Source organism: Micromonospora sp. NPDC051196 (genome assembly GCF_040682415.1).
Lineage (GTDB): Bacteria > Actinomycetota > Actinomycetes > Mycobacteriales > Micromonosporaceae > Micromonospora.
On sequence record NZ_JBFBAY010000001.1, the window covers coordinates 604,946 to 629,091 of the forward strand.

Consider the following 24,146-nt stretch of genomic DNA (forward strand, 5'->3'; position numbering starts at 1 on the left):
TGTAGCCAGCGACTTTCCCAGCTCACAGGGCAAACGGTGGAGAAATACCCGGAGCGGTGTCAACTGCCGGACTATCGTCACCGGGTGCCTGATTCGTTGATCCGCTATCGGTCCGATGACGAGGACAGCATCCGCTGGCGTGACTTCCCGCTACGCCCCGGTGACATCGTGATCAGTACGCGTTCCAAGAGCGGGACGACCTGGATGCAGATGATCTGCGCGCTGCTGGTGCTGCGTACTGCGGACCTTCCGGCACCGTTGAGTGTGCTTTCGCCCTGGCTGGACTGGCTGATCGAACCAGCGGAACAGGTGTACGGGCGGCTGGCCGCTCAGCGGCATCGCCGATTCATCAAGACCCACACCCCACTGGACGGCGTACCGGCCGATCCGCTGGTGCACTACGTCGTGGTGGCCCGTCATCCGCTGGACATGGCGGTCTCACTGCACCACCAGAGCGGGAACCTCGACCGGGCTCGCCTGGCCGAACTCACCGGCCAGACCGGGCCGGCGGAGCCGGGCCGGCGTCGCTTGTCGATCGAGGAGGCGCTCGTACGCTGGGTCGACGCGGACCCCGACCCGCGCGAACAGTTGGACTCGCTGCCCGGCGTCCTGTGGCACCTGCGCGACGCATGGGCTCGACGCGACCAGCCCAACGTGCACCTCGTCCACTACGACGATCTGATCGCCGACCTGGCCGGGCAGATGCGTCGCCTCGCCGAACTGCTGGGTCTCGACCCGCCGGGGCCGGATCTGGTGGAGGCCGCCACCTTCGACCGGATGCGCAGTCGTGCCGACCGGCTCGCCCCGGATCCGGCCGGTGTGTTGAAGGATCGGCAGGCCTTCTTCCGAAACGGCCGGTCCGGCCAGGGCAGCGCCCTGCTCGGCGCGGCCGATCGGGCGCGCTACCACGCGAGGGTCGCCGCGCTGGCCCCGTCCGATCTGCTCACCTGGCTGCACCGGGGTCGCTGAACGCAGTGCTCCCGTAGAGCGCTGCTCGGGTTGCCGCCGAGCCGAGAACGGGCCGCCCCGGCACGGCGGGTGCCGTGCCGGGGCGGCGCGTCGTCAGCGCTTCGGTCAGTCGTCGTCCCGGTCGTCGTCATCGTCATCGTCGTCATCGTCATCGTCATCGACCGGCTCCTGCTCGGCCTTGACCACGGCACCGGTCTCCCGGTCGATGTCGATCTCGTGCTCGATGTCGCCGTTGACGATCTCGACCTCCCAGATCGGTCGGCCGTCCTCCCGGTCCCGGTCGATCTCGGTGATCTGACCGCCGCCCGCCTTGGCCAGCGCGATCTCGCCGGCCCGCTCGGCGCTCACCGCGTCCTGGCCGCTGCCGGGCGTCGCGCCCTCGGTCGGTACCGCCGGGCTGCCCGGTGCCGCCGGTACGGCCGGGGTGCCGGTGGCCGCCGGGTCGCTCGGCGTGGCCGGCGTGGCGCTGCCGTCCGGCGTGGCGTCGTCGTCCGGTACTCCTGCGGTCGTCGGGGCGCTGGTCGCGGCGGTGAGCGTCGTCTGCCGGGCCCGGTCGCTGTCGGCGGCGGTGACACCCAGGAACACTCCGGCCGCGGCGAGCACCGCCGCCGCGCCGCCGACCGACGCCAACATCAGAGGGTTGCGCTTCATCGTCTTTCACCCTTCCTCGGTTCTTGCATTAGAGGATCGGTGCCGGTGCGATAGCCGCGCGCTGTCGGAACGCTAAGGCCGGGTTAAGACAGGTCTGCGCTTCGTGGCCGGCGCACCGTATCGCCGAAACGGCGGGGTCCGCAGGGGCGGGAAACCGCCTCTCCGACGAAACGGAGTTGATCACCGTGCGGCGGACCAGCATCGGCGGCGGGGCGGCCGTCAGCCCTTCGGGGGGCCGAGCAGGAGTGTCACCTCGGCGCCGCCGCCGGGCCGCTCGTTCAGTTCGAGTCGCCCGCCGCTGGCTTGGGCAGCCCGACGGGCGATGTCCAGTCCGAGGCCCGTCGAGCCGGCCTGGCTGGCGCCCCGGCGTACCGAGTCGGCCGCGATGCCCGGACCCTCGTCGGCCACTGTCAGCGCGACGTGGTGGTCGGCGGGTGCGAGCCGCACCGCGAAGGCGGTGCCGTCCGGGGTGTGCGCGAAGACGTTGCCCAGCAGTGCGTCGACGGCCGCCGCCAACTCGTCGCCGGGCACTCCGACCGGCAGTGGACCGGGTGCCAGGTCCAGTTCGACCGCGCGTCCGGTGTCCTCGGCGAGTACCGACCAGAAGGCCACCCGGTCGGCCACCGTGGCCACGGCGTCGGTGACCACCGCGCCGTCGTCCGGGGTACGCCAGCGGGCCTGGCGGATCAGCCCGGTCACGGCCCGTTCCAGCCCGTCCACCGCCTCGGTGACCCGGGCGGCGTCCTGCGGATCACGCAGCGACTCCGCCTCCAGCCGCAGCGCGGTCAGCGGAGTCCGCAGCCGGTGGGACAGGTCGGCCACCTGTTCCCGTTCCTGCACCAGCAACTCCTGGATCCGGCCGGCGAGGTGGTTGAGCGCGCCGCCCACCTCCCGCAGCTCGGCCGGGCCGGTCGGCCGCACCCGCGCGTCCAACTCGGCGTTGGCCAGCCGGTGGGATACCGCCGACAGCTCACCGATCGGCCGGACCAGGTTACGGGCCAACCGGTCGGCCACGGCCAGGCCGATCAGCACCAGCACCAGCCCGAGCAGGGCCAGCACCAGCCAGGCACGACCCACCCCGGCGGTCATCTCGGTGTACGGCACGACCGTGCGGATGACCGCCGTGCCGTCCGTCCGACCCTGCACCGCGATCACCACCTCCCGGCCGTCGGACGTGTCGGCGGTGAGGCTCTGCCCCCGTCCGGCCAGCTGCACCGCCGGCGTGGGCGAGGCGGGCGAGCCGAGCACCGTGCCGTCGGGCAGGAACACGCTGACCGGCCGACCGGACTCGGCGACGAGCTGTTCGACGGTCAGCCGGATGGTGTCCGCGTCGGCGGTGCCGACCACCGTGGCGAGGCTCTGTGCGTCCCCGGTGGCGCGTACGGTGGCCCGGTCCTCGGCGGCGGTACGCAGCAGCAGCGCCAGCGGCACCAGGAAGGCGATCACGATGAGTACGCTGACCGCCGCGACCAGCAGCGCCAACCGCGCCCTCACCCGCTCACCTCCGGGGCGACCAGGCGCACACCGACCCCACGGACGGTGTGCAGGTAGCGCGGCTGCTGGGCGTTCTCACCGAGCTTTCGGCGCAGCCAGGACAGGTGCACGTCGACGGTCTTGTCCGCCCCGCCGTAGGGGATCTGCCACACCTCGGTCAGCAACTCCCGCTTGGTCACCACCTCACCGACCCGGGTGGCCAGGTGCCGCAGCAGGTCGAACTCGCGGGGCGTCAACTCGACCGCCGCGCCGTCGAGGCTGACCTGCCGTGAGCGGGGATCGATCCGCAACCCTCCGACGACCAGGGTCGGATCCTCCTCGGCCGGGCCGCCGGGGCCACGACGCAGCACCGCCCGTACCCGGGCGTCGAGTTGGGCGGCGGTGAACGGCTTGACCACGTAGTCGTCGGCACCTGCGTCGAGCACCCGGACGATCTCCCGCTCGTCGTCGCGGGCGGTGGCCACGATGACCGGTACGGTGCTGACCGCCCGTAGCATCCGGAGTAGTTCCCGGCCGTCCAGATCCGGCAGGCCGAGGTCCAGGACGACCAGATCCGGTCGGTCGTCGAGGGCGTCGCGCAGGCCGGCCATCGCGGTCGACGCGGCGGCCACCGCGTGGCCCCGCTCGCGCAGTGCCCGCACCAGCGGCGTACGGATGGTCAGGTCGTCCTCGATCAACAGCAGGCGGGCCACAGCAGGCAGGGTATCCCCGCCGGCGCCGGACGGCCGGTGCCGTTAACCCTGTTTTAGGGTTACCCGAAGGTCGCCTCAACCGACGATCGGGGATAGTCGGGTGATGGGCCGTCGTACCTTCCTCGCCGTCGCCGGGTGGCTGGCCACCGCGGTCGTCGCCACGCTGATCGGGGTCGCCGCGATCCAACTGGTGGGGGAGAGCCTCACCGGAACCCCGGGCGGCGTCCGCAGCCAGGAGGAGGTGGCCCGGGCCCTGGCCGAGCCCCCGCCGGCCGTCCCGCCCGCCGGCCAGACCAGCCCGAGCACCGCTCCGACCGGGCCGAACGTCACCCCGACGGGTCCGCCCGCCACGCCGGCGAACCCGAGCGCCGAGGCCGGCAGTCGACGCAGTTTCACCAGTCCCGGCGGCAGTGCGGTGGCCGAATGCGTACCGGGCGGTGTTTACCTGGTGTCCTGGACGCCGCAGCAGGGCTACCGGGTGGACGACTACGACCGGGGGCCCGACGACGACGCCGAGGTGACGTTCGTCGGCCCGAGTGGCGAGCACGAGCTGTCGGTGCACTGCGTGGGCGGCGTACCGGTCCTGGAAGCCGACAACGATTAGTTTTCCGCCCAGCCCGACGGCGCGCTCCTGAATCCGGCGGCGGACCCGGCGGCCGCCGCACCCGAGCGCGCGGCGCCGTCCGACCCGAGGATCGAAACGTCGCCGCGCTCGGCCGTCTCCCACCACCGCAGCCGTACGGCGGTACGTCAGCGGGGACCTGGCATCGCCGGAGCTTGCCGGCCATGGTGTCGATCCCCGTTCGATCGTGTGGCAAACCCTCGATCCGTGGTCAATTCCACCATTTGCCAGTCCCGGCGTGGCGTGGCCCGTGACGGGGTATGTGCTGGGCATGGAGCACTTCACTATCGCGACCGTCGCCGAGAAGAGCCCGGACTTTCGCCGTGTGCTGTGGACCGGTGAACAGACCCAGCTGGTGATCATGACGATTCCGGCCGGTGGGGAGATCGGCGAGGAGGTCCACGAGGGTATCGATCAGATCCTCACCTTCGTCAGTGGCACCGGCGAAGCCCGGGTCGCCGGCGAGAAACGTGAGGTCGTGCAGGGCGACCTGGTGGTCGTGCCGGCCGGCACCAAGCACAACTTCGTCAACACCGGCCCGAACCCGCTGGTGCTCTACACCGTCTACGGTCCGCCGGATCATGCCGATCAGGCGGTGCACCGGACCAAGGAGGAGGCCGACGCGGCCGAGGCCGCCGGAGCCGACGAACCACCGACCTCCTGACCTGCTGACCGGTTCGGGGCCGTGCCGGTTCGCCCGAGCGGCTCGGCCCCGACGTGATGCGCCCCGGAGATCGGGTACGCGCATCGGATGCCGCAGCGGCCGATCTCCGATTACGGGTTCCTCTCCGACTGCCGCTCGGGCGCGCTGGTGGGCACGGACGGTTCGGTCGACTGGTGGTGCCCGCACCGGTTCGACTCACCGGCCGTCTTCGCCCGCCTGCTCGACACCGACGCCGGCCACTGGCGGCTCGCCCCGGCCGCCGCCGGGTCCGCCGGGCACCGGGTGCTGCGGTCGTACCAGCCGGACACGCTGGTGCTGCGTACCGTGCACCACACCCCGGAGGGCAGCGTCGCGGTCACCGACGCGCTCGCCGCCGAAATGGGCGCCCGGGGGCACCAACTCGGCATGCACTCGCCCGCCGTGCTGGTGCGCGTCGTCGAAGGGCTGTCCGGTCGGGTACCGATGATCGTCGACTTCCAGCCCCGACCGGAGTACGGGCTGCTCCGGCCGTACCTGCGGGAACGAGCCGACGGGGCGGTGCTGGCCAGTGCCGGCCCGGTCGAACTGGTGCTGCGCTGCGACGGGCTGCGACTACCCGCCGACCCCGACCGGGTACGGCAGACCTTCGAGATCGCCGAGGGGCAGGTGCTCGGCTTCGACCTCGCCTTCGGCGCCGCGTACGGCGATCCACCGGCCGAACTGGACCCGGTCTCGACCGTGGCCGACACCGTGCGCGCCTGGCAGGCGTTCCGGGAGAGTCACCGGTACGAGGGACGCTATCCGGAACTGGTCCGGCGCAGCGCGACCGTGCTCACCGGCCTGACGTACGCCCGCAGCGGCGCGGTCACCGCGGCGGCGACCACCTCACTGCCGGAAGTCATCGGCGGCGACCGTAACTACGACTACCGGTTCGCCTGGCTGCGGGACTTCTCGATGACGCTGCGCGCGCTGTGGGTGGCGGCCTGCCCGGCCGAGTCGTCCCGACTGTTCGCCTGGGCGACCCGCTCGATCGGCCGCATCGGTGCCGACCCGATCCCGGTGCTGTTCGGGCTGGAGGGGGAACGGGACATCTCCGAGCACAACTGTCCCCACCTCGCCGGATACGCCGGCAGCCGGCCGGTACGCATCGGCAACGACGCCTGGCGGCAGCGGCAGTCGGACGTGCCCGGTGAGGTCGTCTCCGCGATCTGGCGGTTGCGTGACTACCTCGGCGACGAGTTCGACACCGAGCTGCGCGAGATGGTCCTCGGCCTGACTGAGCAGGTCGCGGCCACCTGGCGGCTGCCGGACCGGGGCATCTGGGAACCGCGCGACCGCGAGCGGCACTACCTGTCGTCCAAGGTGCTCTGCTGGGTGGCGATGGACAAGGCGGTGCGACTCGCCCCACGGCTCGGCGAGCGCGCCGACGTGCTGCGGTGGTCGGCCATCCGGGACGAGATCCGGGCCACGGTGCTGCGGGAGGGGTTCCACGAGGGCAGAGGGGCCTACACCGGGGCCTTCGGCTCACCGGAGCTGGACGCTGCGGCGCTGTACCTGCCGGTGGTGGGTTTCCTGCCGGCCGACGACCCGAGGATGCGGGCCACCATCGCGGCCGTGCAGCGGGAACTGGGCGATGCCGGCGGGCTGATCCGCCGTTGGGAGGACGACTCCGGCGGCTTTCTGCTCTGCTCGTTCTGGCTGGTGGAGTGTCTGGTGCTGGCCGGTGAACGAGAGCAGGCCGCACGGCTGTTCGAGCAGGTCACCGGGCACGCCAACGACCTGGGCCTGCTCAGCGAGCAGATCGACCTGGCCAGCGGGGCGCAGCTGGGCAACACGCCGCAGGCGCTCTCGCACATCGGCCTGGTCAACGCCGCGTGGCGGTTGACCGAGCCGAGCGGCGACTGAACCGCAGTCAGCTGGGCAGCACCGGCACGCCGGAGACGTCCACCGTGTCCGGGTACTTCACACCCGCTCCGGTGTTGAGCACCACCACCCGCTCCCCGGCCCGGATCCATCCGCCGGCCCGCAACTTCCGGGCGGCGGTCAGGCAGGCGGCCCCCTCCGGGCAGAGCAGCAGGCCCTCGCAACCGGCGAAGTCCCGCAGGTCGGCCAGGATCTCGGCGTCGTCGACCGCGATCGCGGTGCCGGCGCTCGCCCGCAGCGCGGACAGGATCAGCTCGTCGCCGAGCGGGGCGGGCACGGTGATGCCGAACGCCACGGTGTGCGCGTGCGACCAGGGCCGGGCCCGGTCCTCCCCGGCGGCGAAGGCCCGTACGATCGGCGCGCAGCCGGTGGACTGCACGGCCACCAGGCGGGGCAGCCGGTCCTCGATCCAGCCCAGCTCGCGCAGCTCGCCGAGCGCCTTGTGGATGCCGATCAGCCCCACGCCACCGCCGGTCGGGTAGACGATCACGTCGGGCACCTGCCAACCGAGCTGCTCGACTATCTCGTACCCCATCGTCTTCTTGCCTTCGAGGCGGTACGGCTCGCGCAGCGTACCGGCGTCGAAGATGGCGCCGCCGGAGGCCGCGACGAGTGCGGCGACCTGGCGCCCGGCGTCGCCGATCAACCCGTCGACCAGGCGCAGGTCGGCGCCGGCGGCCACGCACTCGCGGCGGCAGATGGTCGGCGCGTCCACCGGCATGGCGATGGTGGCGTCGATGCCGGCTCGGGCCGCGTAGGTGGCCCAGGCGGCACCGGCGTTGCCGTTGGTCGGCATGGCGATCCGGCGAATGCCCAGCTCGCGGGCGCGGCTGACGCCCACGGCGGCCCCGCGTGCCTTGAACGAGCCGGTCGGGGTCAACCCCTCGTCCTTGACCAGCAGTTCGTCGACGCCGATCCGGGCGCCGTACGCCGGGGCCCGCAGCATCGGTGTCCACCCCTCGCCGAGGGTGGTGACGTGCCCGGGGTCGGCCACCGGCAGCAACTCCCGGTAGCGCCACAGGGTGGCCGGGCGTAACCCGAACCGCTCCGGTTGCAGCACCCCGGCGATCGTGGCCAGGTCGTAGCGGGCCAGTAGCGGCGAGCCGCAGTCGCACAGGTTCTGCGGTACCCCGGCGTCGTGTTCCCGGCCGCAGCGCGGGCATTCGAGGTGGGTCAGGTACACGATGCTCCTCGCCGTCTCAGCTCGCGTCGATGCTGCGCCACGCCCGACTGCGCCGACCCGGCTCGTAGACCGAGTCCAGCCGTTTCGCGACCACGCCGGGCAGGCCCTGCTCTCGGGCGGCGTGCAGGGCCTCGGCGCCGGTGCCGGGAAACCACGGCGGAGTCTGCCAGTGCGGACCGGTCAGGGCCAGCGCTTCGAGCAGCTCCCGACGCTGCCGGTAGGGCAGGTTCGTGCTGGTCGACCCCTCCAGCCAGAGCAGGTCGACCAGGAGATACTGGGCGTCGGCGGTGCCGCGTCCGCCCCGGGCCGGCCGGACCCGCCCGGCCCGGTCGATGCGCACCAGAACGCCGTCGAGTACGGCCTCGGCGGGAGCCAGCGTCTCGGCCATCGGGCGGAGCCAGGAGTGCTCCGCGGTGATGTCGGTATCCGTGTCGGAGAGCAGCCGCAGCCGTCCACCGGCTACGTAGGCCAGCGCCCGGACGCCGTCCCAGCGCAGCTCGTACCCCCAGCCGGCCGGGTCGGCGGGGAGCCGGGCGGCCGGGGTGGGCCGCATCGGCGCGACCAGGTCGGGCATGGAGGTCCACCCCGGCGGTGCCGGATCGGTACGCCGCACCATCCAGTCCCGGCCGTTCCGGCCGCCGGTGGCGAACAGCACGTACCGGCCGGTCGTCCGGTCGCCGTGCAGTTCCACGACCACCTCGCGCTCCTGCCACTTCTCGCAGCGGTACGTGCCCCGGTCGTGGATGATCATTCGACCGCCGCCGTACTCGCCGGCCGGGATCTCACCGGCGAAGTCGAGATACTCCATCGGGTGGTCCTCGGTGTGCACGGCGAGGTGGTTGCGACCCGGTTCGCGGGGCAGGCCGCGCGGCACCGCCCAGGAGGCGAGCACCCCGTCGTGTTCCAGCCGCAGGTCCCAGTGCAGGCTGCGAGCGTGGTGCTGCTGGATGACGAAGCGGCGCCGGGCACCGGCCCGGCGGCGCGGCCGTTCAGGTGGCACCGGTTCCGGGGTACGCGCGGCGTCGCGCTTGCGCCGGTACTCCTCCAGCCGGTCAGCCACACCCGCATTCTCCGGCAAACCGGGCGATCGTGCCCGGTCGGTGGCCGGGTCGGTCTGTTCAACCGAGATCGGCGGGTCCGTTTCCGGGCGTGGCGGGCATGATCGGGGGTAGAACGGTCGGTATGGAGCATGCTGACCACCCCACCGCCATTCTCCCCGGCGACGTCCGGATCCCCCTGCTCGGCTTCGGCACCTGGCAGGCCACCGGCGAAGCCGGCTACAAGGCCGTACTCGCCGCGCTCGACGCCGGCTACCGGCACATCGACACCGCCACCATGTACGGCAACGAGGCGGAGGTCGGCCGGGCCGTACAGGAGAGCGGACTGCGCCGCGAGGACGTCTTCCTGACCACCAAGCTGCCGCCCGAGCGGGTCGGCCGGGAACGGGAGACCATCGAGGAGAGCCTGCGCGCCCTCGACGTCGACTACGTCGACCTGTGGCTGGTGCACTGGCCGCCGAGCGAGCCGGGCGCCCTCATCCCGGTCTGGCGGGAGATGCTGGCCGCGCGCGACGCCGGGCTGGCCCGCGCGGTGGGCGTGAGCAACTTCAGCACCGGGCAGATCGACGAGCTGATCCAGTCCACCGAGGAGAACCCAGCGGTCAACCAGATCAAGTGGAGCCCGTTCCTGTACGACCGGCAACGGCACATCGAGCACCGGGACCGTGGGGTGATCCTGGAGGGGTACAGCCCGTTCAAGACCAGCGACCTGTCCGACCCGGTGCTGACCCGGATCGCCGCCGCACACAACGTGTCGCCGGCCCAGGTGGTGCTGCGCTGGCACATCGACCACGAGATCGTGGCCATCCCGAAATCGGTGACTCCGGAGCGGATCCGGGCCAACGCCGATGTCTTCGGATTCTCGCTGACCGCCGAGGAGATCCGCGACATCGACGCCCTCGGCAACGCCTGACCCGTTGGCGGTCGGGGCATCAGGCGGTGGCCGGCGGTGGCCCGCCGCTCGTCCCGACCGTGCTGGGAAGCACCGGCGGCCCGGCGTCGGCGTCGGCGACAGGTCGTGCGGGCTTCACCGCAGAGGCCAGAGCGGCGACCAGCACTGCCAGCACCACCGGCACCAGCATGGCCGTCTGGATGCCGAACAGATGGGACGTGCCCCCGATGATCGCGGGCCCGACCAGCAGGCCGACATGCCCGGCGGCCGTTACCGTCCCGATCATCCGGCCGCCGTGCCGTCCGGCCGCGCTGTAGCAGGCCGGTGCCACCACGCACATGCCGAGTCCGAACAGGGTGAACCCGGCCAGCGCGGCGGGTAGCGACCGCGCGGTCACCCCGAGGGTGAGCGCCACCCCGGCGAGCAGCGAACCGGCCCGGACCGCCCACACCGCGCCGATCCGGTCGACGATCCGGTCGCCGAACAGGCGGCCGACCGCCATGGCGACGCAGAACGCCGCGTATCCCGCGCCGACCATCGCGGCCGGGGCGGCCAGCGCGTCGTGCAGATAGATGGCGCTCCAGTCGTCGATCGCCGCCTCGGCGATGTAGAAGCAGAACGCCATCGCGCCCAGGAGCAGCGTCACCCGTGGTCCACCCGTACCGGATCGGTCCGCCGCCGGCTCGTCCCCGGCGCCGGCGGTGCGCGGTGGGCCGCTGCCCAGGACGACGCCGGTCACCAGGCACAGGACCGCGAGCACGGCGAAGTGCTCGGCCACCGTCGCGCCGGCGCCCGCCGCCAGGCCACCGGTCACCGCGCCGAGCAGCCCGCCGCCGCTGTACAGGGCGTGCATGCCGGACATGACGGACCGGGCCAGCAGCCGCTCCACGGCGGCCGCCATGCTGTTGACCGCTGTGTTGAGTGCGACGGCCGCGACACCGAAGGCGACGAGGAGCCCCCCGAACGCCACAAGCCCACCGGCGAACGACAACAGGAACATCGACGCCGGTGTCACGAGCATGGCAAGCCGGGCCACCGGTCCCTCGCCGTAGCGTGCGATGGCCGCCCCGGCGGGTTTCGCGAAGGCGACAGCCCCGACAGTGGCACCGAGCAGGGCCAGGCCGAACGGCCCGTCGGTGGCGTCCAGGCCGTGTTTCAGGTCGGGCAGCCGCGTCGCGAAGCTGCCCATCAGCACCCCGTTGACGCAGAAGAGCACAGCCGTGCGGATCCGGCTCCGACCGGCGTCGGTCGCGGTCATCGGCCGACCACCGGCAGGGGGTCGACTCGCGTCGGTTGCCGGGACGCGTACCGGGAAAGGTTGTCCCGGAAGCCGCTCAGCAGCGCGGCGGCCTCGGCCGCGCCGATCCAGTCCCGCCCGTGACTGAGCATCGCGATGTCGGTGGTGTCGGAGTACCCGCTGCCGGTCGGCCATACCTCGGTCATGGTCCGGTTCGCCAGGGCCGGGTAAGGGATCCGGACGAATCGGACCCGTATCCCGGGTAGCTCGATCCGCGGCGCCGGATTGTTCTGCAGCGCGAAGACGTGCTGGTGGATGTGTCCGGCCGAGCCCGCCGCGCGCACCACCTCCTCGAAATCCAGGTCCTGGCTGGACAGTGCGGCGGTCCAGGCGGTCGCGGTCGCGGTCACGTCCCCGGCCGGATCGGGATCGGCGGGCAGCATGATCCGTACCGGCAGCATCTCGACGAAGTTGCCGACCACCACGTCGAGCCCGGCGGCGCCCCGGCGGTTCACCGGCACCGCGAACGAGACGTCCCGCTGGCCGGTGACCGTGCCGACGGCGCGGGCGTAGGCCGCCATGAGGACGGACACGTCCGGGACCGGGGCCAGAGCGGTGGTGAGCACGGCCGGTGTCGTGGTTGCCTCCTGCCCGGCACGGGTGCGGGTGGCGCCGGGGAAGCGGAGTTCGGCGGCTCCGGGCAGCGTGGCACGGATCCGGTCGCCCTGCCGCTCCAGGTCTCCGGCGGCGCGTTGCCGCCGGTAGGACTCGTTCGCCGTACGCGCGTCCGGCGCCGCCGGCCAGTCGACCGGACGCCCGGCGAGGCGGGCCCGGTAAGCCCGGCCGAGATCGGCGGCGATGACGCTCTCGCTGAAGCCGTCGAACGCGACGTGATGCGCGACCAGGCCGATGACCGCGCCGGTCGGCGTGCTCACGACCACCGAGCGGAAGACGTCACCTGTCGCGGGCCGCAGCGGGACGGCGAGCAGTGGCCGGCACCGTGCCAGCGCCTCGGCGGTGGTCTCCGCGACCATCCGGGCCGGGACGACCGGCGGGCCTGCGGGCACCGCACCGCTGGGCAGGGTGTACGCGCAACGAAGCAGCTCGTGGCGCCACTGCACGTCCATGATCGCCTCGATGAGCCGGTCCGCGTCGACCACGCCGTCCAGGGTCCACAGCAGGATGCAGTTGCCGGCGATGTCGGCCGGGGAGATGAGCTGACGGAGCAGGCAGCCGCGAGCCAGTGGAGTCAGCGGAATCCCTGCACCGGAGCCACCGGGGACCGCCGGTACGCCGCCGCTGCGCCAGAGGTCGGCCAGCGCGGTAATGGTCGGTGCCGTCATCACGTCGGCCAGGGAGAGTGTGATCCCGGTTCTCCGTTCCAGTTCGCCGCAGACCCTGAGCAGTTCGAGAGAGCTCACCCCCAGCCGGCTCAGCGAGTCGTCACCGAGCACCGCTGCGCCCAGTACGGCATCGACGACCATGCCGACCCGATCCGCCGGGTCACGTTGCGTCGACATCTCACCTCCTAGCGGGCACATGCCGGGGACGCCGTCGCGGCGGCGGCGAGTCGGTCCCGGACGAGTTCGGCCAGCGCAGGGCGGTCGATCTTGCCTGCCGCGTTCTGTGGCAGCCGGTCGAGCAGGACGTACCGGTCGGGACACATCGCCTCCGGCAAGATCGTCGCGACGGCGTCGCGCAGCGACCTGATCCCGTGCTGGTCCAGCAGCCCGGTCGCAGTGGTGACGCATGCGGTCAGGAACCTCGCCGGGCCCACCTCACCGAGGCACACCCCGGCGTCGACGACCAGTCCGGTACGGCGCAGCACCTCCTCGATCTCTTCCGGCTCGATCCGGTAGCCGCGTACCTTCAGTTGCTGATCGAGTCGGCCGAGGTGTTCCAGCGACCCGTCGGGCAGTTGCCGGCCGAGATCGCCCGTCCGGTACGCGGGCGCGCCCTCCCACGACACGAAACGGTCGGTCGTCAGCTCCGGCCGGTTCAGGTAACCCAGGCCCACCGTCTCGCCGGTGATCCAGAGTTCCCCGGTCTCCCCGGGTGGCACGGCGCTGCCGTCGGGACCCACCACGACGACTCCGGCCTTCGGCAGCGGATGCCCGATCGGTGAGCGGATCCCGGACCGCAGATCGGCCTCGGTGATCTCCTTCATGGTCGCGAAGACCGTCGTCTCGGTCGGGCCGTACATGTTGACCACCACCGGTTCCGGGCCGCCCACGATCCGGCGGAGCTCGGCCACCAGGTCCAAGCGGATTGCCTCCCCGACCGAGAACAGGTACCGCAGGTTCAGCGGCGCCGGCTCCGGTCCGGTGCGCCCGGCAGCTTCAAGTCGGGCGAGCGCCGGGAGCAGGTACTGGAGTGCCGACGGGACCTGCGACACGACCGTCACCGCGCCGTCGGCCAGCAGCCGGGCGAAGACCGCCGGGTTACGCAGCGCCGCGTCCGGCACCATCACCGCGGTCGCACCGGTGGCCAACGCTCCCCACAGTTCCCAGACCGAGGCGTCGAAGGCCGGCGAGTGGAAGACGGTCCAGCGGTCGTCCGGGGTGAGGTCGAACAACGGCACCGTCTCGTCGAGGAAGGCCAGGACGTTGTGCTGGGTGATCAGGCAACCCTTGGGTCGCCCGGTGGAGCCGGAGGTGTAGGCGAGGTAGGCCAGGTCGGCCGGCAGCGGATCGTGGCGGGGGAGTGCTGACCCGGTGACCGTCGGCCGGTCCGCGCCACCGGAGCTGTCGACGATCACGTCGAGTCCGGCGTCCGCCCGGACGAACTCGATCCGGTCGGCCGGATAGGACGGATCCAGGGCGACGTAGGCGGCCCCGGTCCGCAGCACACCGATGATCGCCGTGACGGTCTGGGCGTTGCGACCCACCCTGATGCCGATCAGGTGGCCGGCCCCGGCTCCGGCGGCTCCGAGATCATCGGCGATCGCCGCACTGGCCTGGCGCAACTGTCCGTACGTCATGCTCCCGGCGCAGTCCACCACGGCCGGCCGCTCCGGGTGCCGGCGGGCGACGTCGTCGAAGCGGCGGGCGAGCGGGCCGGTCACCGAGCCGCCTCCAGATCGGGTTCGAGAGCCGCGGCCAGCGCCGCCGGAGTGCGATGGTCGAAGACCTGCTCGGGCCCGAAGGTCAGCCCCGCCTCCTCGGCCTGGATCACCATCTCGATGAGCAGCAGCGAATATCCGCCGTTGTCGAAGAAGTCGTCGTCGGGCCCGATGGGGGTAGCGAGCAATCGGCTCCAGATCTGGCAGATCAGGGTCACGGTCGCCGATGTCATGGCAGTCCTCCGTTGACTGTGCAGTGGTGGGACGGAGTCGTCCCGCGATGCTCAGGGCTGTGCTGCGCCGGTCAGGGCGGCTATCCGGGCGACCGGGACGGACCCGGTCGCGGCGGCGAGCAGCAGGCTCTCGATGCCGCGCAGCAGCCGTTCGCTGCGAGCTGCGGAGAACAGGTGTGAATCCGTCACGAGCAACACGTCGTACGCGGTACCGGCCGAGGTGATCCGGACGTAGAACCGCATGTCGTTGTCGTCGAGCCCGGCGAGCCGGGTGAGCACGCCGGCGGCACCGGCCGATCGACCCCGGCGCAGCGGTGGTTCGACCGGCCGCCCGTCCGGGTGCATCGTCCGGGCGTCGTTGAAGTAGGCGGTCAGGTCGAAGGTGGCACCCGACACCGCCTCGATGCGGGTACGGAGACGGTCGAACTCGGCCGGCGGATAGCGCGAGTGGCAGCACGCGATGGTCGCCGACCGGTACGCCAGCCGTACCGTCTCGTCGAAATCGGTGTCGCCAAGCGGCACCACCGCGAGCGCGTCCTGTGCCATCGCGGCGGCGAGTGAGCGGTATCGCGGGGTGAACCGGTTGGAGGTGATGATCTTGATCGGCACCCGCCGATCGGCGCAGGAGGTGGCGAGCGCCGCGGCGGCGGCCGCGAGGAAGACCGCCGCCGTCGAGGTCCTACACCGGTCGGCGATCGTCCGCGCTGCGGCGACGATCGCGGTCGACCGCAGGGTGTGCGCGTGGAAGCGCGGCAGGTCGGCCTCACCGGCGAGAGTGGCGAACACCGACGGCCGTAACGATCGCAGGCACTTCTCCAGGTACGCCTGCGTGCTGGACCTGATGCCGACGCTCTCGTGGTGGGCGTGCTCGATCGGCCCGTACCGCTCCGGTCGCAGCCGGTGTCGGCCGTCCAGGCAGCCGAGCAGATCGGCGAGGAGCCGATCGGTCGCCCAGCCGTCCAACGCGACGTGCGAAGCCACCAGAACCACCCCGGTCACCGCATGTCGCTGCACCAGCAGGCAGAACCGGACCGGCCAGTCCCGGGCCAGGTCGATCCGGACGGTGGCCAGCTCGGCCGTCGTGCGGATCGCGGTGCGGCGGGCCTGCGAGCGGTGTACCGGGACGACGGCGACCTGGTGCGTTCCGTCGGTGGTGACGTACTGGCGGGGACCGTGGGCACCGGCCACGAACCGGGTACGCAGCACCTGCCGGTTCTCGACCAGTCCACGGATCGCCCGCACCGCACGGGCCAGCGGTACCGGGCGGGACAACAGGTGCCAACGCGGCAGGTTGAACAGTTCGGCCGCCCCGCTGAAGCGCTCCACCGCACGCCACATGTTGGCCTGACCCCAGGTCAGTTCCACGCTGCCGCCGGTGCAGCCGTGGAACGGGACCGCAATCGTCGTCGGATCACTCATCGGTCGCCCCTGGCGCTCATCCACACGATTCGACGCTATGGCGGTGATCGATCCCCGTCGTCCCTTCGCAGTGGTACATCCGGCTACCCCGGTGGGGGTAGCGAACCGTCGATGCCGAGCGCCCGGCCGCTATCGTCTGGCCGTGCGGATGCTCCTTCGTTCCGTCCTGGTGGACGTACTGCTGGCGGTGACGCTCACCGGGTTGACGGTCGCGACGCTGATCGGGCAACGTGACGGCGCACCGCACTGGGCGGTGGTCGTGCTGGCTGCGCTCACCGTCGCACCGATCGCGCTACGTCAGCGCGCTCCCGTGCTCACGGTGGTCGTGATCCTGGCGGCGCTCTGCGGGCTGAGCCTGTTCAGCTACGACGATCTCCCCAACGGCGGGCTCGGGATCCTGATCGGGATGTTCACCGTCGCCACCATGCGTTCGCGGCGAGTCGCGGGCCTGGTGTTCCTGGCAGCGGTGGCGGTGATCACGTTCATCCACTGTGTCCACTTCAGCGAGCCGGTCTACTGGTCGCAGGTGGCACAGGTGACGCTGATCGTGCTCGGGGCCTGGGCGCTCGGAGAAAGTACGAAGACGTGGTCGCAGCGTGCCGAGCGGCTCGCCGCGCAGGTGGCCCGGGCCGCGTCGGACGAACGGATGCGGATCGCCCGGGAAATGCACGACATCGTCTCGCACCACATGTCCGTCGTCTCGTTGCAGTCGGGGCTCGCCGAATGCGTGCTCGACAAGGACCCGGACACCGCGCACACGGCGATCGCCGCGGCCGGTGCGGCGAGCCGCCAGGCCATGCTCGAACTGCGCCGCCTGCTCGACGTGCTCCGGATCGAACCCGACTCCGATCCCGACGACCGTGCCCAGCCGGGCCTCGCGCAACTGGAGGAGTTGGTGACCAGCACCCGCAGCGCCGGCCTGCCGGTCGACCTCTCGGTGGCAGGCAACGTGTTCCCGCTGCCTCCCGGTCCCGACCTCTGCGCCTACCGGGTGGTGCAGGAGTCGCTGACGAACGTCCTCAAGCACGCCGGTCCGGCTGTCGCGAAGGTCGACCTCGACTACGGAACGCGCGTGCTCACCGTACGGATAAGCGACAACGGGACGCGCGACGGCCGGCCCCGGCAGGTGTCGCCGACGTCCTACGGAATCCAGGGCATGCGCGAGCGCGCCGAGCGCTACGGGGGCGTACTCACCGCCGGACACGCCGAGGACGGCGGCTTCACCGTTCTACTGCGCCTTCCCGTGTGGGCGCCCCGGTGAGCGAGCCGATCCGGGTGCTCGTCGCCGACGACCAGGCGCTGATCCGGGCCGGGCTGGTGGCGCTGCTCCGGGCGACACCGGGCACGGAGGTCGTGGGGGACGCGGCCGACGGGGCCGAGGCCGTGGCGCTGGCCGCCCAGACCCGGCCGGACGTCGTGCTGATGGACATCCGCATGCCGGTCCTCGACGGGATCGCCGCCACCCGACGGATCCTCGACGGCGTTGGCGAACATCGACCGCGTGTCGTCGTGCTCACCACGTTCGACCTCGACGAGTACGTCTACGCGGCGTTGCGGGCGGGGGCGTCCGGGTTCCTGCTCAAGGACATGCCGCCGCAGCGGATCATCGCGGCCGTGCACACCATCGCCGAGGGCGACATCCTGGTCGCGCCGCAGATCACGCGTCGGCTGATCGAGGCGTACGCCAGCCGGCAACGGGCGGCTGGCGTCGGCGGGGAGCGCCTCCGTGAGCTGACCGCCCGGGAGACCGAGGTGCTGCGGCTGGTCGGTACCGGGCGGAGCAATACCGAGATCGCCGGCCATCTGGTGCTCAGCGAGGCGACGGTGAAGACCCACGTCAAGCGGCTGATGGCGAAGCTGGGCCTGAACAGCCGGGCGCAGGCGGTGGTGGTGGCCTACGAGAGTGGACTGTGTGTGCCGTCGGCACAGTGTTGAGCGCCGGCAGGCGAGCTGACCACGAACAACGGAGAAGACGTTGAGTAAGCGGGCGTTCGTCGCGGTAGAGAGATCGTTCGCGGCTGAGACCGCGAGCGCTTTCGACTTTCTGGTCAGCGAGTGCGGCCTGGTCGGCCCAGAGCATGCGGGAACTGTGTTGGCCTTCATCGGGGGCGGCAAATGCCCGGGAGCGGAATGTCTGACAAGGCGGGAAGGCGGCCGTCGCCTGATGACTGATGGTGGGGTGCGGTTTGCGGCCACACCCCACCGGAAGTCGGTCAGGAGCGCGAGCAGGCGGTGCCGTTGAGGGTGAAGCTGGTGGGGTTGGCGTACGTCCCGTTCAGGGTGCCCTGATAGCCGAAGCTGGCCGTGCCGCCGGGGGAGATCGTGCCGTTGTGACCGACATTGCGGGCGGTCACCGACGATCCGCTCTGGGTCACCGTGGCGTTCCAGGAGTTGGTCACCTGCTGACCGGCCGGCAGCGAGTACGCCAGCGTCCAGCCGTTGATGGTGCTCGACCCGGTGTTGGTGATCTGCACGTCGGCGGTGAAGCCGTTGTTCCACGAGTTGGGCGTGTACTTCACCGCGCACGCGCCACCACCCGACGGCGGGGGCGTGGTGGTGGGCGGCGGGTTGTTGCCGCCGCCGTTGACCGCGGCCGAGAAGTTGGTCACCGCCAGCCCGGCGCCACCCTGCCACGGCTCGAAGCCGGCCTGGATGCTGGTCAGGTACCACGAGTTGGTGATCGCGCCCCGGTTACGGGTGTCGTTGATGAAGGCCAGCAGGTTGAGGTTCGCGCTGCTGATCGCCGACGGGGCCACGTACGAGATGACGTTGTTGGAGCCGTTGCTGCCCCGCCAGACCTCCCAGTTGCGCCCGTCGATGTTCGCGTTGCCGACCGGGGAGCCGATGGGCTGGATCGAGCCCTGCCGGTGCAGCCAGATCATGATCTCCATCTGGTTCACCCCGTCCCGCTTGGGTGACGGGTCCAGCCAGATGTCGTACGAGGCGTTGTAGATGGCGTTGCTCACGTACCGGTAGTTGATGCTGCTGGTCGCACTGCTGATCTGGCTGACCTGGATCGGCAGGTTGGTGCCGGGGGAGCAGTTCGTGTAGTGGCAGCCGAGGAAGACCGACGGGTACGCCGTCGGGGCGCCGTTGGTCGGGTTGCTGCCGTTCTGGGTGGTGATCTCGAAGCCGGTGCTGGTGACGTTGATGCACTGCTGGGCGGTGGTACCCCAGCGGTTGTTCTGCACCACGTAACGGTTCTGGATCACGGTGCTGCCGTACTGCTCGCAGATCACCGTGTCGGCGGCGGCGGTGCCGCCGAGGGCCACGGCGACGATCGAGCCGGCGGCGAGCAGGCCGGCGGCCATGAGGCCTCGCAGGGTACGTCTCACGGGTGCTCCTTGCGCTGCGGCGTCGGACGGACGCCGGGACGGGGTTGCGGACCGAAGCGGTGGGGAGCGGCGGACGGTGATGGCTTCGGGAGCGCTCCCATGCTCATCGTCACATTTACATCCTTCGAAGAATGGGCGCAACCGGCGAGGAAGAATGCGATAGAAAGTGAGGTGTGTCACGGCTCGCCCCGAGTGGCGCCGACCCGGTCCGGTGGTCGAGCTGCGAGGAGCCTGTAAGGCGGCATGGAGCATGCGGTGGGCGCCGGGGCCGAGCCGATTGCCTCTGGCGTGCTCCGATTGCGCCGAGTAGTGTCTTGCCTCCAACGCGTTCCGAACCCCCTCCGGGAGGCGTACACCCCCATGCGTGGCTCCCCCCTGCGCATCCTTGTCGTCGGCGCGGGCATCGCCGGCCTGGCCGTGGCCCGGGCACTGCGCCTGGCAGGCTTCCGGCCGGATGTCACCGACAAGGCGCCGCCGAACGAACTCGACGACGCCGGTCTCTATCTGCCCGGCAACGCCGCCCGGGCGCTGCGGCGGCTGGATCTCGACGGCCCGGTCCGCCCCTTCGGGCAGGTCATCCATCGGCAACGCTTCCTCGACGCGGCCGGGCTGCCGCTCTGCGAGGTCGATCTCGACGCGCTCTGGGCCGGGGTCGGCGAGTGCCGGGCACTGTCCCGCTCCGACCTGCACCGGGTGCTGCTCAGCGGAGCCGGCGGCGCGGTCCGGCACGGCGCCGAGGTGCGCAGCATCGACCTGCTGTCGGCCGCGGTCGGCGTCACCTTCGCCGACGGCACCCAGTCGGAGTACGACCTGGTGATCGGCGCGGACGGACCGCGCTCCTCGATCCGCGCCCTGGCCGCCCTCGGCGGCCCACCCCGCCCCGCCGGGCAGGTGGTGTACCGCGGCATCGTGCGCCACGGGCCGGTTGTCGACGAGTGGACCGCGCTGCTCGGGCAACGCAGCGGCTTCCTCGTGGTGCCGATCGGCGCCGGCCGGCTGCACTGCTACGCCGACGAGGCCGGCACCGAACTGCCGGCCGACCCGCGGGCTCGGCTGGCTGAACTGTTCGGCGACTACGGCGGGCCGGTGCCGGAGGTGCTCGACGCGCTCGACCGGGTGCACGTCACGACGACCGACGAGGTCGAGCTCGGGCGCTGGTACCGGGGCCGGGTACTGCTGGTCGGTGACGCTGCCCACGCCACCGCCCCGACCCTGTCCCAGGGAGCGGCGATGGCGTTGGAGGACGCGGTGGTGTTCGCCGAGTCGTTGCGTGCCGCGAACAGCGTGGAGGCGGCGCTGATCGCGTACGAGAGCCGCCGCCGGCCGCGTACCCGATGGGTGCGCGACCGCACCCGGGACCGCAACCGCACCCGCGACGTGCCGCCCGCGCTGCGTGATCCGTTGCTGCGCGGTCGCGGCGACCGCATCTTCGGCGAGCACTACCGGCTGCTACTCGGCCCGCTGTGATCCACGCACGGTGACCCCACGCGGGGCTCTCACCTGCCGGGGACTATCCTCCTTGCGGATGACGGCCGCCCCGACAGCGTGCCGAGCGGGACAACCCAGAACCGGAGGCCACTCGTGACCACCGTCGCACCCAAGCCGGTCGTGACCCGGCCCTGGCCGGTCCGGGAGCCGGTCAAGGGGTCGGCCATCGCGCGGCTGCTGCGGACCACGGACGCGAAGCAGATCGGGATCATGTACATGGTCACCGCGTTCGTGTTCTTCATGATCGGTGGCCTGATGGCCCTGATCATGCGGGCCGAGTTGGCCCGGCCCGGGCTGCAGTTCCTGTCGCCCGAGCAGTACAACCAGCTGTTCACCATGCACGGCACGATCATGCTGCTGTTCTTCGCGACGCCGATCGTGTTCGCGTTCGGCAACTACATCGTGCCGATCCAGATCGGCGCGCCGGACGTGTCGTTCCCCCGGCTGAACAGCTTCGCCTACTGGCTGTACCTGTTCGGCGGCACCATGGCCACCGCCGGTTTCCTCACCCCGGGTGGCGCGGCGGACTTCGGCTGGACCGCGTACACCCCGCTGAGCACCACCGAGCATGCCCCTGGCGTCGGCGGGAACATGTGGGTGATGGGTCTGGCCATCTCCGGTCTGGGCACCATCCTCGGCGCGGTCAACCTGATCACCACCATCCTGACCCTGCGGGCACCGGGCATGACCATGTTCCGGATGCCGATCTTCACCTGGAACATGCTGGTCACCAGCCTCCTGGTGATCCTGGTCTTCCCGCTGCTGGCCGCCGCACTGTTCGCCTTGGCGGCCGACCGTCTGCTCGGGGCACAGGTCTACAGCCCGGACACCGGCGGGCCAATGCTCTGGCAGCACCTGTTCTGGTTCTTCGGGCACCCCGAGGTCTACATCATCGCGCTGCCGTTCTTCGGCATCATCAGCGAGATCATCCCGGTCTTCTCCCGCAAGCCGATCTTCGGCTACAAGGGCCTGGTCGCCGCGACCATCGCCATCGCCGGCCTGTCGATGAGCGTGTGGGCGCACCACATGTTCGCCACCGGCCAGGTGCTGCTGCCGTTCTTCAGCTTCCTGAGCTACCTGATCGCCGTGCCGACCGGTATGAAGTTCTTCAACTGGATCGGCACCATGTGGAAGGGCCAGATCAGCTTCGAGACGCCGATGCTCTGGTCCATCGGCTTCCTGGTCACCTTCCTCTTCGGTGGCCTGACCGGCGTGCTGCTGGCCGCCCCGCCGCTGGACTTCCACCTGCACGACTCGTACTTCGTGGTGGCGCACTTCCACTACGTGCTCTTCGGCACGATCGTGTTCGCGGTGTTCGCCGGCATCTATTTCTGGTTCCCGAAGATGTTCGGCCGGATGCTCGACGAGCGGCTCGGCAAGATTCACTTCTGGCTGACCATGATCGGTTTCCACACCACGTTCCTGGTGCAGCACTGGCTGGGCAACGAGGGCATGCCCCGGCGCTACGCCGACTACCAGGCCATCGATGGCTGGACGACGCTGAACATGATCTCCACGATCGGCGCGTTCATCACCGGTATCTCCACGCTGCCGTTCCTCTACAACTGCTGGAAGGCGTACAAGGCCGGCCCGGTGGTCGAGGTCGACGACCCATGGGGTCACGGCAACTCGCTGGAGTGGGCGACCAGTTCGCCGCCGCCGCTGCGCAACTTCGACCGGATGCCCCGGATCCGTTCCGAGCGCCCGGCCTTCGACGCCAAGTTCCCCGAGCTGGCCGCCGGTCAGAGCATCGCCGGCCCGCCCGAGGGCGGCTCCAAGCCGCTGACCAGCGAGTCCGACGGTGGCGCCAGCTACCAGGAGGACGTGGCCAGCGACATCGACCGCCGCTGACCCCCCGTACCACGCAGAACGGGCGCCGCCCCCACCAGGGCCGGCGCCCGTTCCTGTTGCCCCTCCCACGGCCCCCGACGCCTCGGCCCCGACGCCTCGGCCCCGACGCCTCGGGCGGGTGGTCAGGCGGAGGCGTGGGTGAGGGGTTGCCGGGTGTCCTTGTCGGTGCCGGCGGTGATGAGCGCGGCCGCGTCGGCGCGGCGGTGGCGGAGTTCGATGGGGAGCACCGCGAGGGTCACCAGGGCGCCGATCGCGCCGATGACGGCGAAACCCCACAGCGGGCTTGAGGCGTCGATGACCGCGCCGGCCAGCGGGGCGCCTACGGCCATGCCGAGGGTGACCGCAGAGCCGTGCAGGCCCATCGCCTCGCCGCGGACGCTCGCCGGAGCGAGTCGGCTGACCGCGTCGGAGGTGGAGGCGAGGGTCGGTGCGCAGAGCACGCCGGCGGGGATCAGCGCCAGAGCGAGCAGCCACCAGTGTGAACCGCCCAGCCCGACCGGGATGGTGAGCAGGCCCAGCACGCCGATCAGCGCGACCGGCGAGAAGGAGCGGCGGGCTGCGCCGTAGGCGAAGCCACCCACCAGCGAGGCGACCGCCCAGACCGCGAGCACCACGCCGGTGAATGCGGTGTCGTCGTTCTCCCGCAGCGCGGCGATGATCGCCACGTCGCTGCCGCCGAGGACCAGGGTGGCCGCGGCGCTCACCGCGAAGACGGCGATCATCCGGGAGGTGAGCCACTGCCGGCGGGCCAGCCTCGGCTGCGGCCCGCTGGTCGCCTCGCTTGCGCTGCGTACCGGTGGGTTGAGCAGCCACAGCACGGCACCGGAGACGACGATGCCGGCGCCGACCAGGTAGAGCGTGAGACGGGCCGAGATGGTGGTGACGCCGACCGTGGCGAGCGCAGGGCCGATCATGAACGACAGCTCGACCGACATGGAGTCCAGCGCGTACGCCGGGCGCCGCTTCTCCAACGGTACGAGTGCGGCGATGGACTGCCGGATCACCGAGAAGATCGGCAGCGCCAGCAGACCGGCCAGGAACGCGGCCGGCAGCAGCAGGGCGTACGAGAGCACCGGCGCGGTGGACCAGAAGATCGCCTCGACCACGACGGTGAGGACCAGGACGGGCCGCAGCCCACGGCGGTCCACCAAGCGGCCGAGCAGCGGAGCGCCGATCGCCGCGCCGACGGTGATCGCCGCGCCGACCAGCCCGGCCGCGCCGTAGCCGCGCCCGAGATCCTGCACGACGTAGAACGTCAGCGTGATCCCGGTCGCGGTCAACGGCACCCGGGCCAGGATCGCCACCAGCAGTAACGACCGCAGACCGGGCAGGGCGAGCGCCTCCCGGTAAGGCTTCATGTTCACTTCGGTCCGTACCTCCGCCGGACATCCTCGA

The 24,146-nt window shown here is 71.3% G+C and carries 21 protein-coding genes; 9 read left to right on the forward strand and 12 right to left on the reverse strand.

All coding sequences use genetic code 11. The features are described 5' to 3' along the window. The first annotated feature begins 84 nt into the window (after positions 1-84). Positions 85-969 carry a sulfotransferase domain-containing protein gene (locus AB0M35_RS02770; protein WP_363740658.1) on the forward strand — a complete coding sequence of 295 codons (885 nt, stop codon included), beginning with the start codon at positions 85-87 and terminating at the stop codon, positions 967-969. Between the two features lie 105 nt (positions 970-1,074). Here AB0M35_RS02770 and AB0M35_RS02775 read toward each other — a convergent pair whose 3' ends face one another. The 3 genes from AB0M35_RS02775 to AB0M35_RS02785 form a co-directional block, all read right to left on the reverse strand. After that, a complete protein-coding gene (locus tag AB0M35_RS02775; protein WP_363740660.1) occupies positions 1,075-1,620 on the reverse strand; it encodes a PepSY domain-containing protein in 546 nt (181 codons plus the stop codon). Between the two features lie 219 nt (positions 1,621-1,839). After that, a complete protein-coding gene (locus AB0M35_RS02780) occupies positions 1,840-3,114 on the reverse strand; it encodes a HAMP domain-containing sensor histidine kinase (protein WP_363740662.1) in 1,275 nt (424 codons plus the stop codon). Further along, a complete protein-coding gene (locus AB0M35_RS02785) occupies positions 3,111-3,806 on the reverse strand; it encodes a response regulator transcription factor (RefSeq protein WP_363740665.1) in 696 nt (231 codons plus the stop codon). The genes AB0M35_RS02780 and AB0M35_RS02785 overlap by 4 nt, the downstream gene beginning before the upstream one ends. Positions 3,807-3,909: 103 nt before the next feature. Here AB0M35_RS02785 and AB0M35_RS02790 point away from each other — a divergent pair, with 103 nt between their 5' ends. From AB0M35_RS02790 to AB0M35_RS02800, 3 genes are all read left to right on the forward strand, one after another. Beyond that, on the forward strand, positions 3,910-4,410 hold the full coding sequence (locus AB0M35_RS02790; RefSeq protein ID WP_363740668.1) for a septum formation initiator: 501 nt from the start codon (positions 3,910-3,912) through the stop codon (positions 4,408-4,410). A gap of 289 nt (positions 4,411-4,699) precedes the next feature. Beyond that, positions 4,700-5,092, forward strand: a complete 393-nt coding sequence (locus tag AB0M35_RS02795; RefSeq protein WP_363740671.1) for a cupin domain-containing protein — start codon at positions 4,700-4,702, stop codon at positions 5,090-5,092. Positions 5,093-5,179: 87 nt separating this feature from the next. Next, on the forward strand, positions 5,180-6,976 hold the full coding sequence (locus tag AB0M35_RS02800) for a glycoside hydrolase family 15 protein (protein ID WP_363740674.1): 1,797 nt from the start codon (positions 5,180-5,182) through the stop codon (positions 6,974-6,976). Between the two features lie 7 nt (positions 6,977-6,983). Here AB0M35_RS02800 and AB0M35_RS02805 read toward each other — a convergent pair whose 3' ends face one another. Continuing rightward, positions 6,984-8,177: a threonine synthase gene (locus AB0M35_RS02805; RefSeq protein ID WP_363740677.1), complete on the reverse strand. Its 1,194-nt coding sequence runs from the start codon at positions 8,175-8,177 to the stop codon at positions 6,984-6,986. Positions 8,178-8,193: 16 nt separating this feature from the next. Then, the gene (locus AB0M35_RS02810; RefSeq protein WP_363740680.1) at positions 8,194-9,237 is read right to left on the reverse strand and encodes a DNA polymerase ligase N-terminal domain-containing protein; all 1,044 of its coding nucleotides are present in this window, start codon (positions 9,235-9,237) and stop codon (positions 8,194-8,196) included. Between the two features lie 122 nt (positions 9,238-9,359). Here AB0M35_RS02810 and AB0M35_RS02815 point away from each other — a divergent pair, with 122 nt between their 5' ends. Then, entirely contained in the window at positions 9,360-10,148 is a 789-nt protein-coding gene (locus AB0M35_RS02815) for an aldo/keto reductase (RefSeq protein WP_363740683.1), read from the forward strand. Positions 10,149-10,167: 19 nt separating this feature from the next. Here the strand turns inward: AB0M35_RS02815 and AB0M35_RS02820 are convergent, their stop codons facing one another. Genes AB0M35_RS02820 through AB0M35_RS02840 form a run of 5 tightly spaced genes read right to left on the reverse strand, consistent with a single transcriptional unit; the run spans position 10,168 to position 16,077 of the window. Then, entirely contained in the window at positions 10,168-11,385 is a 1,218-nt protein-coding gene (locus AB0M35_RS02820) for an MFS transporter (protein ID WP_363740685.1), read from the reverse strand. Beyond that, a complete protein-coding gene (locus tag AB0M35_RS02825) occupies positions 11,382-12,884 on the reverse strand; it encodes a condensation domain-containing protein (RefSeq protein ID WP_363740687.1) in 1,503 nt (500 codons plus the stop codon). Before AB0M35_RS02825 ends, AB0M35_RS02820 begins: the two co-directional genes overlap by 4 nt. Before the next feature lie 8 nt (positions 12,885-12,892). Continuing rightward, entirely contained in the window at positions 12,893-14,428 is a 1,536-nt protein-coding gene (locus AB0M35_RS02830; protein WP_363740689.1) for an amino acid adenylation domain-containing protein, read from the reverse strand. Next, a complete protein-coding gene (locus AB0M35_RS02835) occupies positions 14,425-14,658 on the reverse strand; it encodes a phosphopantetheine-binding protein (protein WP_363740691.1) in 234 nt (77 codons plus the stop codon). Before AB0M35_RS02835 ends, AB0M35_RS02830 begins: the two co-directional genes overlap by 4 nt. 51 nt (positions 14,659-14,709) lie before the next feature. Next, positions 14,710-16,077 (reverse strand): condensation domain-containing protein, encoded by a 1,368-nt coding sequence (locus AB0M35_RS02840; RefSeq protein WP_363740693.1) that lies wholly within the window; start codon positions 16,075-16,077, stop codon positions 14,710-14,712. A 148-nt stretch (positions 16,078-16,225) separates the two neighbouring features. Between AB0M35_RS02840 and AB0M35_RS02845 the strand changes: the two genes are divergently transcribed. Next, on the forward strand, positions 16,226-17,338 hold the full coding sequence (locus AB0M35_RS02845; protein WP_363741863.1) for a sensor histidine kinase: 1,113 nt from the start codon (positions 16,226-16,228) through the stop codon (positions 17,336-17,338). Next, positions 17,335-18,012 (forward strand): response regulator transcription factor, encoded by a 678-nt coding sequence (locus AB0M35_RS02850; protein ID WP_363740695.1) that lies wholly within the window; start codon positions 17,335-17,337, stop codon positions 18,010-18,012. Before AB0M35_RS02845 ends, AB0M35_RS02850 begins: the two co-directional genes overlap by 4 nt. 278 nt (positions 18,013-18,290) lie before the next feature. On the opposite strand, the gene AB0M35_RS02855 is transcribed toward AB0M35_RS02850, so the two are convergent. Next, positions 18,291-19,412, reverse strand: a complete 1,122-nt coding sequence (locus AB0M35_RS02855; protein WP_363740697.1) for a cellulose binding domain-containing protein — start codon at positions 19,410-19,412, stop codon at positions 18,291-18,293. Between the two features lie 360 nt (positions 19,413-19,772). Here AB0M35_RS02855 and AB0M35_RS02860 point away from each other — a divergent pair, with 360 nt between their 5' ends. Together AB0M35_RS02860 and ctaD are read left to right on the forward strand one after the other, a co-directional pair. Next, positions 19,773-20,879 (forward strand): FAD-dependent monooxygenase, encoded by a 1,107-nt coding sequence (locus AB0M35_RS02860; protein WP_363740699.1) that lies wholly within the window; start codon positions 19,773-19,775, stop codon positions 20,877-20,879. 114 nt (positions 20,880-20,993) lie between these two features. Then, positions 20,994-22,751, forward strand: a complete 1,758-nt coding sequence (gene ctaD, locus AB0M35_RS02865) for a cytochrome c oxidase subunit I (RefSeq protein ID WP_363740701.1) — start codon at positions 20,994-20,996, stop codon at positions 22,749-22,751. A 122-nt stretch (positions 22,752-22,873) separates the two neighbouring features. Here ctaD and AB0M35_RS02870 read toward each other — a convergent pair whose 3' ends face one another. Next, a complete protein-coding gene (locus tag AB0M35_RS02870) occupies positions 22,874-24,109 on the reverse strand; it encodes an MFS transporter (protein WP_363741866.1) in 1,236 nt (411 codons plus the stop codon). Between the last annotated feature and the right edge of the window lie 37 nt (positions 24,110-24,146).

Excerpts from the sequence above, each read along its gene's own strand:
- AB0M35_RS02775 (WP_363740660.1), bottom strand. The coding sequence starts at position 1,620 with ATGAAGCGCAACCCTCTGATGTTGGCGTCGGTCGGCGGCGCGGCGGCG.
- AB0M35_RS02790 (WP_363740668.1), top strand. The coding sequence starts at position 3,910 with ATGGGCCGTCGTACCTTCCTCGCCGTCGCCGGGTGGCTGGCCACCGCG.
- AB0M35_RS02795 (WP_363740671.1), top strand. The coding sequence starts at position 4,700 with ATGGAGCACTTCACTATCGCGACCGTCGCCGAGAAGAGCCCGGACTTT.
- AB0M35_RS02800 (WP_363740674.1), top strand. The coding sequence starts at position 5,180 with ATGCCGCAGCGGCCGATCTCCGATTACGGGTTCCTCTCCGACTGCCGC.
- AB0M35_RS02815 (WP_363740683.1), top strand. The coding sequence starts at position 9,360 with ATGGAGCATGCTGACCACCCCACCGCCATTCTCCCCGGCGACGTCCGG.
- AB0M35_RS02820 (WP_363740685.1), bottom strand. The coding sequence starts at position 11,385 with ATGACCGCGACCGACGCCGGTCGGAGCCGGATCCGCACGGCTGTGCTC.
- AB0M35_RS02825 (WP_363740687.1), bottom strand. The coding sequence starts at position 12,884 with ATGTCGACGCAACGTGACCCGGCGGATCGGGTCGGCATGGTCGTCGAT.
- AB0M35_RS02835 (WP_363740691.1), bottom strand. The coding sequence starts at position 14,658 with ATGACATCGGCGACCGTGACCCTGATCTGCCAGATCTGGAGCCGATTG.
- AB0M35_RS02840 (WP_363740693.1), bottom strand. The coding sequence starts at position 16,077 with ATGAGTGATCCGACGACGATTGCGGTCCCGTTCCACGGCTGCACCGGC.
- AB0M35_RS02845 (WP_363741863.1), top strand. The coding sequence starts at position 16,226 with ATGCTCCTTCGTTCCGTCCTGGTGGACGTACTGCTGGCGGTGACGCTC.
- AB0M35_RS02860 (WP_363740699.1), top strand. The coding sequence starts at position 19,773 with ATGCGTGGCTCCCCCCTGCGCATCCTTGTCGTCGGCGCGGGCATCGCC.
- AB0M35_RS02870 (WP_363741866.1), bottom strand. The coding sequence starts at position 24,109 with ATGAAGCCTTACCGGGAGGCGCTCGCCCTGCCCGGTCTGCGGTCGTTA.